This window comes from Maricaulis maris MCS10 (assembly GCF_000014745.1).
GTDB lineage: Bacteria > Pseudomonadota > Alphaproteobacteria > Caulobacterales > Maricaulaceae > Maricaulis > Maricaulis maris_A.
Window position 1 is genome coordinate 1,145,117 of the sequence record NC_008347.1, and the last position, 15,641, is coordinate 1,160,757.

The following is a 15,641-nucleotide window of genomic DNA, read 5'->3' on the forward strand; positions in this document are numbered from 1 at the left end:
CCGGGAGGGTGCGGCTCTTCCTGTTTCAGGCTTCAGACCTGTCCGGGATCAATCGCCGAACTGGTAGTAGAAGCGTACGCCAATGGTGCGCGGCGGGGCCACGTTGGCGTAATGGCTGCGGACCGAATGACCGTTGATGGTCTGGTTCGACAGCGCCGTGCTGCGAATACCGGTTTCGATGTATTCATTGCCGATATTGTTGATGAACAGCGTCGCGCCCCAGTCGCCGGCGTCATAATTGATCGAGCCATTGGCGACGAAATAGCTGTCCAGCGTGGAGCTGCTGCCGCGACCGCCGGTGCGGGTCAGGATGTCACCCTGGTAGGAGATGCCCAGATTATAGTTGAGCTGGGCACCGCTCGCCATGTCGACGCTGTAGCGACCAAAGACCGAAGCCTGCGTTTCCGGAGAGCCGGGAAGGCGGTCGCCGGACTGGCCATCCTCGAACGCCGAGCCGAAGCCTGGTGTGTTGATGGTGCGGATCAGGAAGGGCACATCAGCGGTCAGTTCCGACTGGGTGAAGGAGTAGGTGCCGCGCAGTTCGAAATTATGTGCGACCTGCCAGGAACCCTGCAGTTCGAAGCCCTTCGATTCCGCACCAGCCGCGTTGACCGTGATCGGAATATTGGCGTTCACCGTGGCCGAAGACACCTGCGGATCGGTCCACTCAACCAGGAAGATGGCGCCGTTCAAGACAATGGCACCATCGGCCCAGGTCGTCTTGGCACCGAGTTCGTAATTGGTCGTTTGATCCGGGCCGTACTGGCGCTCGTCAAACTGGGCGATGTCGCCGGCATTGGGGCCATATTGCTGTCCCGGTGCCAGGGCACAGGCGCCCTGGGTCGCGGCCGGATCATAGGCCGCGCAGGTTCCCAGACCGTTGGAGGCACCGATCCGATAGCCCTCGGATACGGTGAAATAGGCCAGGATTTCGTCCGACACATCATAGGCGATGTTGAACTTGTAGAGGAAACCGTCATCCGACTGGGCCAGCGCCGGATCAAAGGCGAGATCGCGGATCTCGTCGATGGTCAGCGGGGTGTAGGTCGGGGCTTCAAACAGCGGGAAGTCCACCGTGGAGACAGATTCCAGCTCGTACTCGTAATAGCGACCGCCGACGGTCACCGAGAGACGGTCCGTGATGTCCCAGCCCAGTTCGCCGAAAAGGGCGCTTTCGGTCAGCTGGGTGTTGCCGGTGGAGAAATACTCCAGATCGGTCGGGTTTTCGGTCAGACCGAAGCCGAAATTGTCGTTCACATACTCGGAGTAATTCGGGGTGAACTCCTGCGAGGACCCGACGAATTCCGCCTTGTTGTAGTAGTAGCCGACAATCCAGTTGAACTGGCTCTCATAGGTCGAGACAAGGCGCAGTTCCTGATTGAAGAACTCGTCCTCTCCCAGCTCGTGCGTGAAGGCGGTGAAATTCGGGAAACTCTCATAGGAGTATTCCAGCGAGATCAGCAGGTCGGTCTGGTCACGCTGACCGTCCTCGCTGTAGCGACCGAAGCCGGTGGCCGAGGTCAGCTCGGCAAAACCGAGATCGGCGGTCAGCTCGAGGGCCAGCAGTTCATTGTTGCGCTCGATCGGCTCAAGCACACGCAGGGCGGACTCGTAAGCGCTGGCCGGGACCGGCGAACGACGCGAGGAAATCTGGCGACCTTCAATGTCCTGGTTCTGGAAATAGTAGGTGGCAGTGGCGTCGAGCCAATCGGTCGGCGCCCAACGCGCCGCGATGCGGCCGGAGAGGGCCTCTTCACCGTCGGCATCGGCGACCGGTGCCAGGTTTGCCGCAACATCGGCCGGATCGTTGAAATCCGGATTGGGGTTGGACACGCCGGGCTCGCGGACGCGATAATTATAGTCGGTGAAGCCGCTATCATGCAGCACGTCAAGCGAACCGCGGATAGCGAATGTGTCTGATACGGCGTGGTTGAAAGTGAAGCCGATATCGGCAGACGGCGAGTTGGCTTCGGAATACTGGTAGAAGGAGGAGCGGACCTGCAGCATGTTGCTGTCGAAATCCGGACGGTTCGGCAGATAACGGATGGCCCCGCCCAGCGTGCCGGCACCATAGAGGGTGCCCTGCGGCCCGAGCAGGACTTCGACGCGCTCGAGATCATTCATCTTGAGATCGATGAAGAGCGGGATTTCACCGAGATAGGTTGCCACGGTGCCGCCACCGCTATTGTCGCCATCGCCCGAACCGATCGGGTCGGCGTTCAGGCCGCGCACGATGATCGGATTGCCCTGGCGGCCGCCGCGATCGACAATGTTGATGCCCGGCACATAGGCGAGGGCGTCCGCGAGATCCTCGAAACCCTGCTCTTCAATCTGCGACCCGCCGATGGCAGCAATGTTGAGCGGAACGTCCTGCACGGTTTCGGAGCGGCGCGTCGCGGTGACGACGATGACGTCCTGGGACGTGCCGGTCGACTGGGCTTGCGCCGTGCCTGCGACCGCCATTCCGGCGAGCGGAAGGGCGAGCACGCTGATCGAACAGGCGAGACGTGAGCGGAGTGTCGCTCGGGTTTTTGCGGCCATGACTGGATTCTCCGAATGAAATTGTGCCTTAATCATGGTCTGTCGTGCCAAACGAAAGCAATTGCCGGGCGTTAAATTCGTGTCACATTTCCGTTTTCTTTTCAGACCTGTTGCACGGGCGACACGCTGCGTCCGCGAACGGCCTTCGCAATTGCAGCATTTCCGCGTCTGTGGCCGTCTGCATAGCCGACTGGCAAGTCAATGAAGCCTCAAACCGAATCGCAACTTGAATCGGCAGCGGCGGCATTGGGCGCCCGAGACTATCGCCAAGCCCACCGGCTGTGCATGTCGGTGTTGCAGACCCAGGGGCCGAATGCCGAGGCGTTTTTCCTGCTCGGATTGCTCACGGCCGATCACGATAATCACGCCAAGGCGGTGGATATATTGGACAGGGCAATCGCCCTGGACAGCGGGGACTCCCGATTTCATGCCCATCGCGCCAAGTCATTGCTGGCGCTTCAACGCCGCGACGCGGCGGCTGATGCGGCGCAAAAAGCGGCGGAATTGGGTCCCCGCGATGCGTTGACCTTTGACACGATCGGCGTGGTCTTCACGCGTCTCGGCGATCATGCCTCGGCCATCGGACTGTTCGAAGCGGCGGTCAGGCAGGACGGCCAGCGGGCGGCGTATCACTACAATCTCGCCGCGTCGCGCCAGTTCGCTGGCGCATTCGATCTCGCTGCCGCTGGCTATGAGCGTACGCTCGAGCTGGAACCCGGCCACGTCAAGGCGTTGTCAGCGGTGGTCGGCTTGCGACGCCAGACCGAGGCCGACAACCGGCTCGATGCGCTGGAATCGGCGTTCAAGGCGCGAGACAAAAATGATCAGGAAGCCCAGCTGCATCTCGGCCATGCCATTGCCAAGACGCTTGAAGACCTGGGTCGGCACGACGAGGCGCTCGACTGGCTGGGCCGCGCCAAGGCGGTTGTCAGTGCGGTACGCCAGTACGACGCCCGGGTCGATGCCGATCTGTTTGCTGCGGCGGCCCGCACGAGCGAGACGAGCCCCAGCCCGGCCGCGCCCGGCTGGGACAGCGACCGGCCAGTGTTCATTGTGGGGCTTCCCCGGACCGGGACGACACTGGTCGACCGGATTCTGGCGGCGCATCCCGCGGTTCGACCGCTGGGTGAGTTGTCGAACTTTGCCCTCCTGGCGAAGCAGATGGCCGGGACGCCAGGCCCGTATGTCATGGATGCGGCGACGATCGGGGCGACAACGTCCATCGACCCGAAAGCCCTTGGCCAGGCCTATGAGGCCAGCGTGGCCGGCCTCGCCGGTGACGCCGCGCGCTATACCGACAAGATGCCGCTCAATATTGTCTGGGCCGGGCACATCCATCGCGCTTTGCCGAATGCCCGCATCATCTGTCTGCGCCGCCACCCGCTCGACGCCTGTCTCAGCAATTACCGCCAGCTCTTCGCGACCAGCTTTTCCTATTACAATTACGCCTACGAGCTGACCGACTGCGCCCGCTACTATCTCGAGTTTGACCGGCTGCGAGGCCATTGGGCGGCCAGCCTTCCGGCCGACCGCTATACCGAAGTCGCTTATGAGGACATTGTCGGTGACCTGGAGGGCGAGGCAAGGCGCCTGATCGAACATTGCGGCCTTGACTGGGACCCGGCCTGCCTCGACTTCCACAACCAGGCCGGCAGTGTGGCAACCGCGAGCTCGGTCCAGGTCCGCCAGCCGCTCTATTCCAGCTCAATCGGTCGTTGGCAACGGCACGCCGAAGCGCTGATGCCGGTGCGGTCCATTCTCCGCGATGGCGGTGTGATCGACGCGGACGGAAACTGGCTGCGCGACACCTGAACCACCCTATGGCCAGTGCGGCGAAGCCGTGTAGGATTGCCCGATACCGACCTGCGGGCGTGGCGGAATCGGTAGACGCAGCAGACTTAAAATCTGTCGACCGCAAGGTCGTGCCGGTTCAAGTCCGGCCGCCCGCACCAGCTTTCCATGCTGTCGTCGGTCGCCCTCGGCGGTCAGGAGCCGACTCCTCCAAGCCGTTCCGCCTTCCTCCGCCGGACCATCATCCATAGCCGATGGACGGTCAGATAGACGCCGGCCAGGCCGAACAGGATGGCGATGATCGAGGTCACCTTGATCCACCAGGAATTGAAGTTCTCCCGGCTCGACCAATCCATGATGTGTATGCCCCAGAAAACGTCATAGACCCGCCAGGCAGTGGTGCGCACGGCGCGCAGCTCGCCGGTCTGGCTGTTGATGTAGAAGGTGACCGGCGGCGTGGTGTCTCCGGCCTCGAAATCAATCCGCCAGGCCGGGACGGAGAGGCCGGCTTCGCGTGGTGGCTCGGCAATGCGGTTGATGGCGCTGATCTCACCCAGCCCGTTCTGGCGCGCCAGGGCGATATTGCGGGCGAGCTCGGCACTGATCGGCGACAGGCTGTCACCGCTTCGGGCGTCGATCATGACCGGCCCCTCGCCGGTCTCCAGCTGCCAGACCGGTTGGCCTGCCAGCCAGCCGGTTCGGGCCGACACGACTTCGCTGGTCTGCGCATTGATGATGCTGGCGAGCGGCAGGGCCCCGTCGCTCCAGTCGATCGCTCGTTCGCTCACCTCGTGACGCAGATGCTCGCCCCGAATCTCCTCGATCGGGATGATGACCATCACCAGGCCGGAGATCAGCCACAACATCACCTGCACGCCAAAGGCCACGCCCAGCCAGAGATGGATCTGGCCCATCAGTCGAAAGAGTTTCATGTCTCGTCCTCCATTGGGGCCGCACCGGGCCTGCCGGCGCGGCCCTGATCCGGTCTAGCCTCGAATGGCGAGGCGCAGGCCGAAAGAACGGCCATAGCCGGGCAGTCGCTCACCGAGGCCGATATCGGACCCGGCATTGCGGTTGACCCCGGCAAGATGGTCACGCCAAGGCTGATCCAGCAGGTTTTCCACGCCCAAGGCAAGCGAAACGCCCGGCCGGACGTCCCAACGACCATACAGGTTCGCCACGACCTGGCCCGGCGTGGCCGTTTCGCCATTGGCCAGCGACACGTCGTCCTGCCGGGCGGTCGCCAGGCTCTCCAGCGTCACCGTCCAGGTCTCGGCGTCATAGCTGGCACCAATCCGCAGGTGTGCCGGCGCGATGCGGTAGAGGTCGTCCTTGATGTCGCGGCGCTTGCCCCGCACCCAGCTGACGGCCCCGTCGAGACGCCAGTGAGCATCGATCCGGTAGCCGAAATTAGCGTCCAGCCCGAACAGTTCGGCATCGACATTGGCAAAGCGCAACGGGGTGGGGTCGCCATTCATGGCCGACACCATTTCGACCGGCGAGTTGATCAGGCCCGGCGTCGCGTCGAAGGGCACGCCCTGGATATAGTCGTCGATACGGCGGATGAAGAGGGTCGGGCGGGCATAGGCCTGAGCATTGGACCAGTCCAACCCGGCCTCGGCGATCCAGGCGGTCTCCGGCTCCAGCTCCAGGTCACCGACATAGGTATTGCCGTCCGCCAGGCCACCGCTGGCTGCAGTTGGCAGCCAGGCGAAGCGCTCCAGATAGCCGGGCGCGCGGGTCTTGCGGGCGAGGTTGAGGCGGACCGTAACTGTCTCCGACAGCGGCCGCCACAGGCGCAGGGCCGCATCAAGCGTGCTGCCCTGCCAGTCGCGATCGGCCATATTGGCAACCATGGCGAGCATGCCCGGCATGGCGGGCACTGCGCTCCCCGTTGCGGCGAGGCCGGCGCTCGCCTCGTGACGATCGACCCGCAGGCCAAGCTCGCCCTGCCATCCGGCTATCATCGGGCCGCCCCATTCGACGAAGGCGCCGGTCCGGGAGAGGTCGATATCAGGCAGGTTGTGCAGGTAGAAATCCGCATTCATCGGATTGGTGATGGTGACGTCGTGGGCGATGTCGGCATGGTCTATCCCGGCCCGCAATTCGCCGCCCATGGCGGCAAGGGCGAGAGCGGCCGAGAGGGTGCGGCTCTCGGCATAGGCGAAGGTCTCGCGCCACATCATTGGTGATCCCGGCGCCGGGCGCAGCGAGAAGTTATTCATGCCATGACCGACATCACTCCAGCCGGCCGCCAGGTCCAGGCGGATCGAGTCGAAGGCGCCGCGATAGGCAATCCGTGCGGTGTCGGTGTCGATGAAGCGGATATCCATTGAGAAGGGCGGATTGCCAGTCCGGCCGGTCTCGTTGCGGCGCAGGTCGACGGACAGGGTGTGCGAACCCGAGCGCCAGGCGGCGCCGAAACCGTAAACGCTGCGCTCATACGCGCTGCCGTGGATCGTGCCATAGGGTGTTTCGCGATCGCCGCCGGTCTCATGAGAGCCGAGGACATGAACACGCAAATTGTCATTGGACAGCCCGACAAGGCCGCCAATGGCGCTGCTGGCATCGGCTGAGCGGGCAGCCAGGGTGAGGGTGTGGCTGAGGCTGAACCCGGCCTGGTCGGTGAAAGTGCTGGTGATCAGCGAGGCGTCGAAGCCGCCGCCCAGGCCCGGCCCGTCGCTGACCGGGCTGACACCGCGCGCAAACTCGATCCGCTCGACCAGGACAGACGGCGCATAATGCAGTGGCGGATCCATCAGGTTGGGGCCGCCGGAGGCGATCATCTGATCATTGACCCGGATATTCAGCCGCGGCCCGAACAGTCCGCGGTACTGGAGTTGGCCGGACAGGGCGCCGTTGGCAACCGCCGCAGCGCCCGGCAGCCGGGCAAGGAGATGGGTTGTGTCCGGCGCGGCGATGACAGGCTGTTCCTGCGGGTCGAGCTGATCGCGCGTCGGGCTTTGCAGGCGCGGCGTGCTGACCGTGATGATGTCGGTCAGCGGGTTGTCTGCGGATTGGGCAAATGCCGCAGGGGCCATGAGGGCCAGGCCAGCGGACAGGGCGAAAAAGGCGCAGCTGTGCTGCAGGGAGAAACGGGACATGTAAACGCTCCAGGGCGCACGCCGGCGACTGCCGGTCGGGCCGTTGATTCAGAAGGGTAAGGACGGAATCAGAGCGTGGCTGGCGGGCCCCGGGCCGGCGGCCGGGCTTGCTGGCGCGCGACAGCAACCCGTACGGTGCGGGCGGGTGTTGCGAGCGGGAAGTCATTGGGTGGCGGAGCCAGGTCCGCGACTTGTGGCAGGGCCAGTAGCGAGGTCGCGGCCGCAAAGGCGCAATGCTGGGCCGTATTGCCGGTCTGCCCGTCACCGGGCTCTTCGCTGAGCTCGCCGCTTTCCAGGTCTAGCCAGCGTGTGATCGAGCCCTGGCCGGTACACAGGACAACGGCCAGCTGGCCGCTATCACTGCGATCGAGCATATAGCCGCGCGGGATGGCGGATTGTTGCACAGCGGCGATGACCGCGAGGGCAAACAGCCACCGGGCAAGGATACCGCGCATATGTCCCAGATCCGACATCATGGGCCGCCGGTAGCACTGGTCATCCGGCTTTGCCATGCGTCAAATCACACCGCTTGCCGGTCTGGCACGCCGTTTCGGCAATACCTGCAGCGGGTCAGGTGTCCCGATGGCGGCCGGATTTGCTGTGGTGCTGATATCGACCCGGGTGCGGCTTGGCGCTAGCCTGCGGGCATGCCGCATCGTGATGTCCATCGCCAGTTGCTCGATTGTGCCGCGCCGCTTTTCCCCGAACTGGAGGCGGCCCTGCGCCGATTGGGGCCGCTGCAGCTGCCGCGGCGCAATGATCTGCCATTTCCCGACTATCTGTGCCGGGCAATCTCCGGCCAGCAAATATCGGTCAAGGCGGCGCAGAGCATTTGGGGGCGTGTCGAGGCCAGCGCCGGGAGGCAGCCGCTGCTGGATCATTTCTGTCCCGAGAACACCGAGACCTTGCGCGCCTGCGGCCTTTCGGGCGCCAAGACCCGAACCATCATCACGATTGCCGAGACGCACCGGTCGGTCGGTCTTGATACCGAGGCGTTGAAAAACATGAGCATTGCCGGACGGACCGAACGCCTGACCGAAATCTGGGGCGTCGGCCAATGGACTGCCGACATGATGAACATCTTCTATTTCGGCGAGCCGGATGTCTGGCCTGATGGCGATGTCGCGGCCCGAAAGACGCTGGAACGCCTCACCTCGAAGCGGCGCAAGACCGTGCGGACGGCCGCAATGTTCAAGCCATACCGGTCCTGGCTGGCCTACTATATGTGGGCCCATGTCGATGCGCCCCCCGACTGATATTGCTGTTCCCCGTCGCGGGCCCAGGCGGCTACAGCCGGGCCAACGACGCACAACAGGGACGGAATGTCGCAGCGTCCCGCTGAACATGCCACCAAACGGCCTTATCTTGGCCGGGATCGGGTGGCTTGATGCCCTAATGACAAGACGCCTACTCATCGATGCCGGACTGTTCGCCGGCGGCTGGCTGCTCGGCTGGCTTCTGACCGACAGCGTCATGATCGGTCTCATCCTTGCCGTGATTTTTTCCGGCGCGGGTGAAGGCGTGCAGGCGGCGGCCAGTCATGATGAGTAAGCCGCTTCACCGCGTGCTCGACATCCCATACCGCTCTCTCTAACGTCCGGAGTGAACCCTGTTCAATCGCGGATCGCCATAGAAGCGATCGCGAGCCTGGTCGATCTAAGAGGGGAATTTCTCATGGCCGAACCCGATGTCCTCAAGGGCAAGCTGCGCCTGCCTGTCATAGGCGCGCCGCTTTTCATCATTTCCAATCCAGACCTCGTCATTGCCCAGTGCAAGGCGGGTATTGTCGGCTCGTTTCCGTCACTCAATGCCCGGCCGGTCAGTCAGCTGGATGAGTGGCTGGACCAGATTTCGTCCGAGCTGGAAAGCTACAACCGCGCCAATCCGGATGCACCGGCGGCGCCGTTCGCGGTGAACCAGATTGTCCACCGCTCCAACAACCGGCTCGAAGAAGACATCGCGCTTTGTGAAAAATACAAGGTCCCGGTTGTCATCACCTCGCTCGGTGCGCGCGAGGAAGTGAATACGGCCGTGAAAAGCTGGGGCGGCATTACCCTGCATGACGTGATCAACCAGCGCTTTGCCCACAAGGCGATCGAGAAGGGCGCGACGGGCCTGATCTGCGTGTCGGCCGGCGCCGGCGGACATGCGGGCGCCCTGTCGCCCTTCGGCTTTATCGCCGAGACCCGGTCCTGGTTTGATGGTCCGATCCTTTGCTCGGGAGCCATCTCGACCGGTGGCGGTGTTCTGGCGGCCCAGGCCATGGGCGCCGACTATGCCTATATCGGCTCAGCCTTTATCGCGACAGCCGAAGCCCGTGCCGAAGAGGCCTACAAGCGGGGCATTGTCGAGGGCTCCGCTGAGGATATCGTCTACACCAACCTCTTCACCGGTGTTCACGGCAATTATCTCAAGAAATCCATCATCGATGCCGGGCTCGATCCGGACGCCCTTCCGGAAAGTGACCCCTCGGCGATGAATTTCGGCTCTGGCGGCGGCTCCAAGGCGAAGGCCTGGAAAGACATTTGGGGGTCTGGACAGGGTATCGGCTCGGTCAAGGCCGTCCGTCCGGCCGCTGACTATATTGACCAGCTGAAGGCGGAGTATGACGCCGCCCGAGCCCGTCTGCTCGCATAGCCAACTCTACGCAACCCATCATGAACCCCGTCTGGTGAAAACCGGGCGGGGTTTTGCGTTGGAGCTCTTCGGCGCCGAGGATCAGCCGTTCGACCGGCGCGATTCGACTCGGCCGAGTTGATCAATGATTTCAGACGGGCGGCTGAACAGATGGGTCGGTGCTTGCGCGCTGAGTATTTCCGCCGTCGCAAAGCCCCAATCAACAGCACCGGAAGCACAGCCGGCCTCTCGCGCCGCGTCGATATCGCGGACCTCGTCGCCGATGCACAAGGTTCGCGCGGGCGTGGTGCCGGCCCGTGCGATCACCTTGCGGAAGATTGAGGCCTTGCCAAACAGGGCTGCCCCGCAGGCGAACTGGTTGAAATGGCCGGCCAGTTGCTCGCCGAGGACAGCGCGCACGGCGGTTTCGCCATTCGAGGAAACCACGGCGAGGTCTACCTGACGGGCGCGAAGGTCCTGGATCAAGTCACGGATGCCATCGAACAGGTGGATCTTGTCGACATTCTCGGCGGCCCGGGCGCGAACGTCCGCGGCAATGAAGGGGAGTTTCCAGGCCGGGATGGACAGCTCGTCCATGATGGCCTTGGGCGTCAGCCCCCGCAGTGTTTCAGCCCTGTCGGCGCAGATCGGGGTAAGACCGTGCTTGTCCACCAGGTCGGGCAGTTCACCCCGGAACCAGGTCAGGCTGTCGGCCAAGGTGCCATCGAAATCGAAGATGACCAGATCAAAACGGTTCTGCACGTGCCCTGTTCCCATGTCGCCGCGCTTGACCAACGGCTTGAGCGTCACAGGCTTTCCGATTCTTGTGACAGTTGCACGCTGTAACCGTGACAGCCCGAAAAGCAAAGGGGCGGACATCTTGCGATGCCCGCCCCGATGACTTTGACATGGGTCTTGTCGATCAGCCTTCGAGCCAGCCCGGCTTGACGCAGGGCAGGCCGAGATCGTCGGCGACCAGCTGGTGGCAGACTTCGCCATCGGCGGTCGTCAGGCCTTCGCGCAAGTAGGCATTTTCGTTGATCGCCCGCTTGGTGCCCTTGTTGGCGATCTCGAGGCCCAGCGGCAGGGTTGCGTTGTTGAGGGCCAGCGTGGACGTGCGGGCATAGGCGCCCGGCATGTTGGCGACGCAGTAGTGAACAACCCCATCGATGATGTAGGTCGGGTCGTCATGCGTGGTGGCCCTGGAGGTCTCGAAGCAACCGCCCTGGTCGATGGCGATGTCGACAAGCACGGCGCCATCCTTCATCTCCTTGAGCATCTCGCGGGTCACCAGCTTGGGTGCCGCAGCGCCGGGGATCAGAACGGCGCCGATGACGACGTCGGCTTCGCGGACGGCATCCTGGAGCGCGGCCTGGGTCGAATAGGCGGTCTTTACGGCGCCGGAGAATTGTTCGTCCAGCTCGGCCAGGCGGCGGTTGGAGCGATCGAACACGGTCACGTCGGCGCGGGCGCCGATCGCCATTTCAGCCGCATGGGTGCCGGCAACGCCGCCGCCGATGATCACCACCTTGGCCGGCAGCACGCCGGGCACGCCGCCCAGCATGGTGCCGCGACCGCCCTGGGCTTTCATCAGGCAATGGGCTGCAACGGAGACGGACATGCGGCCGGCGACCTGGCTCATCGGGGTGAGCAGGGGCAGGCGGCCCTCGCGATCGGTCACTGTTTCATAGGCAATCGACAGGCAGCCCGACTTGCGCAGACCTTCCGCCTGCACCGGGTCGGCTGCAAGATGGAGATAGGTATAGAGCGTGTGGTGCGGCTTCAGCATCGCCGTTTCGGACGGCTGGGGCTCTTTCACCTTGACGATCATTTCCGCCGCGTCGAAGACGGCGGCCGCGTCCGGCATGATAGAGGCGCCGGCCGCGATGTAGTCATCATTGCTGAAGCCGATGCCTTCACCGGCATCGGTTTCGACGACGACTTCGTGGCCGTGGCGCACGAATTCCGCGACGCTGTTGGGCGTCAGGCCAACCCGGTATTCGCGGACTTTGATTTCTCTGGGCACCCCGATACGCATGATCATCCCTCAAGGGCTGGGCAGTGCGCTGCTTCCTTCGATAATCTTGACCGGAAAGCAGCCTGCGCGATTGAAATTGACAACTCAAACCGATTGTTGTGAATTATCGTGCAACATTCGGTGCTGATTGCGACGTATATACCAACTTTTCGCGACAAGCCAGAATGATGTGCGGAATTTGCCGCTTTGATCGGGAGGGTGTGCCTTGCGCCTTGATAGCGTTGATATCTCTATACTCAACCGTCTGCAGGAACAGGGGCGGTTGACGAATGCCGAGCTTGCCGAGCGGGTCGGACTGTCGGCCTCGGCCTGCCATAGGCGGGTCAAGGCGTTGGAGAATGCCGGTGTCATTGACCGCTATGTAGCGATCCTGTCGGAACTTGCCCTGGGTCGGGGCATCACCGTCTATGTCCAGGTCACGCTCGACAACCAGAAGCGCGATACGCTCGTTGCCTTTGAAGAGGCAGTCGAGCACGTGCCGGAAGTGATGGAATGTTATCTCATGAGCGGTGATGCGGACTATCTGGTTCGGGTGCTGGTGCGCGATGCAAATGACTATGAGCGCGTCCATCGTGAAGTGCTGTCGAGCCTGCCGGGCGTGACACGACTGGTCTCCAGCTTCACCATCCGCCGGGTTTTCTCACGCACCGCCATGCCGGTGCCGGACGAGGTGGCGGTCAATTGAGAGGCTTGCCTCCAGGCGGGGCGGGGACTAAGTCGGCGCCATGACTGATAATCGCTACGACAATCTGGGCCAGCTCGGGACATCCACCCCGCTGCCCGACAATCCGGACACAGCTGCGCTCGAGCGCGTCGCCAATCCGTGTGATGCGCCCTACATGACGCGCTTCGTCTGCCCGGAATTCACCTCGCTTTGCCCGGTGACCGGCGCGCCGGATTTCGCGCACCTGGTGATCGACTATGTGCCGCGTGACTGGATTGTGGAGAGCAAGTCGCTGAAGCTCTATCTCGGCAGCTTCCGCAATCACGGCGCCTTCCATGAGGCGTGCACCACGGGTATCGGCCAGCGCCTCGTCAAGGAGCTGGACCCGGTCTGGTTGCGTATTGGCGGCTATTGGTATCCGCGTGGCGGAATTCCGATCGATGTCTTCTTTGCGACTGGCGAGCCGCCCAAGGGTGTCTGGATCCCGGATCAGGACGTGCCCGGCTATCGCGGTCGGGGCTGAGGCTCCGATCGCGACGACTGGCCCATCGCCGGGCCCGGCAGTGGGGTGGGTGTCAGGGCGCTCCGTCCCGCAGACGCCTGTCTGACAGGGTGACTAGCCGTTCCAACGGTCGATTTGAGGTTCGGGCCGCGGGCGTTCCTGGACCTCTTGTGGTCCGGTACCGATGTAGATGAAGCCGGCGATGCGCTCTCCCGAGCGCAGACCCATGGCGTCCTTGATGGCCGGGTCGAACGCATACCATTCGGTGAGCCACTGCGCCGCGAAGCCCATCGCAGATGCGGCGATCAGCAGGTTCTGGCAGGCTGCGCCAGCGGATAGAATCTGCTCCCATTCCGGGACCTTGTGCCGTTCGATCACTCGGGAAATGACCGCGACTACCAGCGGCGCGCGGACGAAGCGATTGGTCTCGAATTCGATCTGGCTGGCGGTCGCATCAGGATTGGCTGCTGCAAAGACTTCGCCTAGCTCCCGACCAATCCTGGCTCGAGAATCGCCATCGAAAACCAGAAAGCGCCAGGGCGCCAACTTGCCGTGGTCCGGCACGCGAGCGGCGATGCGCAACAGCTGATCGATCTGATGCTGCGACGGGCCGGGTCCTGTCATGGTGACCGCTGTCGTGGAGCGCCGGCGAGCCAGCAGTGTCAGCGTGCCTTCGCAGGGATTGCAGGGTGGGAGCTGGTCGCCGGGTGCGGGAAACTGCGTGATTTCAGGGTCATTCATTATGATCGGCACCTTGCCAACTGCGAGACTATCTTTGACCTGAACGGTCCGTGGTCGGTATACCTGTTGTCGGGGACTGCACTCAAAATGAGTTCGTTGGGGATACGTATCAAGTATGAACGCTGAAATCGCCATTGAAGATGACACGCCGGCTGACCGCCGTCGCCGCAAGGTGCGCGAGGCTATCATCGACGCCGCCGAGACCATCTTCACCTCGGAGGGGGAGGAGGGGATATCGATGCGTCGCCTGGCGGAAGCCATCGATTACTCTCCGGCCGCCATCTACAAATATTTCGCGTCGAAGGATGAGTTGTTCACGGCGATCCGTGAAATGTTTTTCGAGCGCTTGCTCGCGCGCATCCATGCGGCGATGGAGGAGGGCGGTGAAACTGGGCCGCTTTGCGCCCGTTGCATGCGCGCCTATGTCGAGACTGGCATGGAAGAGCCCAATCACTACATGATGGCCTTCTCCCCGTCGGTGACGGCCAAGCCTCACCTGCATGATGAAAAGGAAGTGGCGTTCGAGGCCGAGGAAAAACTGGTCGACATGATCCAGGCGGGCCAGCAGGAAGGGACGTTCCGCGAGATCGACCCGCATGTCGCGTCTAAGAGCGTCTGGGCCAGCCTGCATGGCCTGACCATGTTGATCGTCTGTATTGACGACTTTCCCAATGGCATGCCGCGATCCGAGCACGTCACCATGGACTCGGTGATCGACCTGCATATGGACATGATCATGCGCGGGCTCACCAAAACCGAATAATTGGTATTCGAATAAATGTGAACGACGTTCACTTTTCAAACGGTATTTAATCACCTATGTCCTCGTCAGTGACAGGACGAGGGTGTTCACATGTCTCTTTACAAACGGCGTCTTGGCGCCGGTGCAGCTGTCAGCCTGGCAGCGCTTCTGGTTGCCATACTGGTCTTTGGCGTGACGGCCCTGAGGGCTGAAGCGAATCTCGTTGCCGCCGCCCCCACACCCATCAGCGTCTCCGTGATCACCGCCAGTCATGATCCGCAGGCCAGTATAGCCGAGTTCTTTCCGGGCCTGATCGCGGCTCGCCGCCAGAGTGCGCTCGGATTCGAGCGCGCCGGTCGTATCGACCGCGTGCTTGTGGATGTCGGCGACCGGGTCGTTGCCGGGGATGTGCTGGCGCGCCTGGATGTCCGGGCTGTGCAGGCGCAGATCGCGGCCGCTGAAGCCCAGACTGCCGAGGCCGCCGCCCAGACGGCGCTCGCCAGCGAGACCGAAAGCCGGCAGGCCCAGTTGCTGGAGCGCGGTCACATCTCACAACAGCGGTTTGACGAGGTCCGCACCTCGACCCGGGCCGCCCTCGCACGCCAGAACGCCGCCGCAGCGGCTGCCGACGCCTTGCGGGTGCAACTCGACCTGTCCCTGATGGTCGCGCCTTTTGACGGTGTAGTGACAGCCCGCCGTTCTGACGAAGGTGCGATCGCGTCACCGGGACAGCCTCTGCTCGAACTGGTCGAGCTGGATCAGCTGGAGATCAATGTCGGTCTGCCGCAATCGGTTGCGGGCGATTTCAGCCCCGGCGATCCCGCCCTGTTCATGGTGAACGGTCGAGGCGAGCCGGTGACTGCCCGGTTCCGCGCCTCCTCGAGCGTCGTTGATCGCTAGAC

At 63.1% G+C, this 15,641-nt stretch carries 15 protein-coding genes and 1 tRNA gene; 9 read left to right on the top strand and 7 right to left on the bottom strand.

Translation table 11 applies throughout. From position 1 onward, the window contains the following. Positions 1-48 precede the first annotated feature (48 nt). Positions 49-2,541 carry a TonB-dependent receptor gene (locus tag MMAR10_RS05450; RefSeq protein ID WP_011642990.1) on the bottom strand — a complete coding sequence of 831 codons (2,493 nt, stop codon included), beginning with the start codon at positions 2,539-2,541 and terminating at the stop codon, positions 49-51. Positions 2,542-2,742: 201 nt separating this feature from the next. Between MMAR10_RS05450 and MMAR10_RS05455 the strand changes: the two genes are divergently transcribed. After that, entirely contained in the window at positions 2,743-4,353 is a 1,611-nt protein-coding gene (locus MMAR10_RS05455; protein WP_011642991.1) for a tetratricopeptide repeat-containing sulfotransferase family protein, read from the top strand. 53 nt (positions 4,354-4,406) lie between these two features. After that, a tRNA-Leu gene (locus MMAR10_RS05460) sits at positions 4,407-4,493 on the top strand. A 33-nt stretch (positions 4,494-4,526) separates the two neighbouring features. On the opposite strand, the gene MMAR10_RS16080 is transcribed toward MMAR10_RS05460, so the two are convergent. The 3 genes from MMAR10_RS16080 to MMAR10_RS05475 form a co-directional block, all read right to left on the bottom strand. Continuing rightward, positions 4,527-5,264: a PepSY domain-containing protein gene (locus tag MMAR10_RS16080; protein WP_011642992.1), complete on the bottom strand. Its 738-nt coding sequence runs from the start codon at positions 5,262-5,264 to the stop codon at positions 4,527-4,529. Positions 5,265-5,318: 54 nt separating this feature from the next. Further along, on the bottom strand, positions 5,319-7,436 hold the full coding sequence (locus tag MMAR10_RS05470; RefSeq protein WP_011642993.1) for a TonB-dependent receptor: 2,118 nt from the start codon (positions 7,434-7,436) through the stop codon (positions 5,319-5,321). A 68-nt stretch (positions 7,437-7,504) separates the two neighbouring features. Then, the gene (locus MMAR10_RS05475; RefSeq protein WP_011642994.1) at positions 7,505-7,948 is read right to left on the bottom strand and encodes a DUF2946 domain-containing protein; all 444 of its coding nucleotides are present in this window, start codon (positions 7,946-7,948) and stop codon (positions 7,505-7,507) included. Between the two features lie 135 nt (positions 7,949-8,083). On the opposite strand from MMAR10_RS05475, the gene MMAR10_RS05480 reads away from it, so the two are divergent. The 3 genes from MMAR10_RS05480 to MMAR10_RS05485 all read left to right on the top strand — a co-directional run bounded on the left by MMAR10_RS05480 (position 8,084) and on the right by MMAR10_RS05485 (position 10,073). Beyond that, entirely contained in the window at positions 8,084-8,692 is a 609-nt protein-coding gene (locus MMAR10_RS05480; protein WP_011642995.1) for a DNA-3-methyladenine glycosylase family protein, read from the top strand. A gap of 139 nt (positions 8,693-8,831) precedes the next feature. Further along, positions 8,832-8,987 carry a hypothetical protein gene (locus MMAR10_RS17030; RefSeq protein ID WP_190273958.1) on the top strand — a complete coding sequence of 52 codons (156 nt, stop codon included), beginning with the start codon at positions 8,832-8,834 and terminating at the stop codon, positions 8,985-8,987. Positions 8,988-9,110: 123 nt separating this feature from the next. Next, the gene (locus MMAR10_RS05485) at positions 9,111-10,073 is read left to right on the top strand and encodes an NAD(P)H-dependent flavin oxidoreductase (RefSeq protein ID WP_011642996.1); all 963 of its coding nucleotides are present in this window, start codon (positions 9,111-9,113) and stop codon (positions 10,071-10,073) included. An 81-nt stretch (positions 10,074-10,154) separates the two neighbouring features. On the opposite strand, the gene MMAR10_RS05490 is transcribed toward MMAR10_RS05485, so the two are convergent. Both MMAR10_RS05490 and ald read right to left on the bottom strand, forming a co-directional pair. Continuing rightward, positions 10,155-10,814, bottom strand: coding sequence for an HAD hydrolase-like protein (locus tag MMAR10_RS05490; RefSeq protein ID WP_190273959.1), 660 nt, complete (start codon positions 10,812-10,814; stop codon positions 10,155-10,157). Between the two features lie 160 nt (positions 10,815-10,974). Beyond that, positions 10,975-12,090 (bottom strand): alanine dehydrogenase, encoded by a 1,116-nt coding sequence (ald, locus tag MMAR10_RS05495; RefSeq protein ID WP_011642998.1) that lies wholly within the window; start codon positions 12,088-12,090, stop codon positions 10,975-10,977. A 205-nt stretch (positions 12,091-12,295) separates the two neighbouring features. Between ald and MMAR10_RS05500 the strand changes: the two genes are divergently transcribed. Together MMAR10_RS05500 and queF are read left to right on the top strand one after the other, a co-directional pair. Further along, the gene (locus MMAR10_RS05500) at positions 12,296-12,775 is read left to right on the top strand and encodes an Lrp/AsnC family transcriptional regulator (protein ID WP_011642999.1); all 480 of its coding nucleotides are present in this window, start codon (positions 12,296-12,298) and stop codon (positions 12,773-12,775) included. A 40-nt stretch (positions 12,776-12,815) separates the two neighbouring features. Then, entirely contained in the window at positions 12,816-13,277 is a 462-nt protein-coding gene (gene queF / locus MMAR10_RS05505) for a preQ(1) synthase (RefSeq protein ID WP_011643000.1), read from the top strand. Positions 13,278-13,370: 93 nt separating this feature from the next. Here the strand turns inward: queF and MMAR10_RS05510 are convergent, their stop codons facing one another. Continuing rightward, complete coding sequence (locus tag MMAR10_RS05510) at positions 13,371-13,997, bottom strand: nitroreductase family protein (RefSeq protein ID WP_011643001.1); 627 nt, start codon at positions 13,995-13,997, stop codon at positions 13,371-13,373. A 115-nt stretch (positions 13,998-14,112) separates the two neighbouring features. Here MMAR10_RS05510 and MMAR10_RS05515 point away from each other — a divergent pair, with 115 nt between their 5' ends. Further along, positions 14,113-14,760 carry a TetR/AcrR family transcriptional regulator gene (locus tag MMAR10_RS05515; protein WP_011643002.1) on the top strand — a complete coding sequence of 216 codons (648 nt, stop codon included), beginning with the start codon at positions 14,113-14,115 and terminating at the stop codon, positions 14,758-14,760. Positions 14,761-14,850: 90 nt separating this feature from the next. Beyond that, positions 14,851-15,639 carry an efflux RND transporter periplasmic adaptor subunit gene (locus tag MMAR10_RS05520; protein WP_011643003.1) on the top strand — a complete coding sequence of 263 codons (789 nt, stop codon included), beginning with the start codon at positions 14,851-14,853 and terminating at the stop codon, positions 15,637-15,639. Positions 15,640-15,641: the final 2 nt, after the last annotated feature.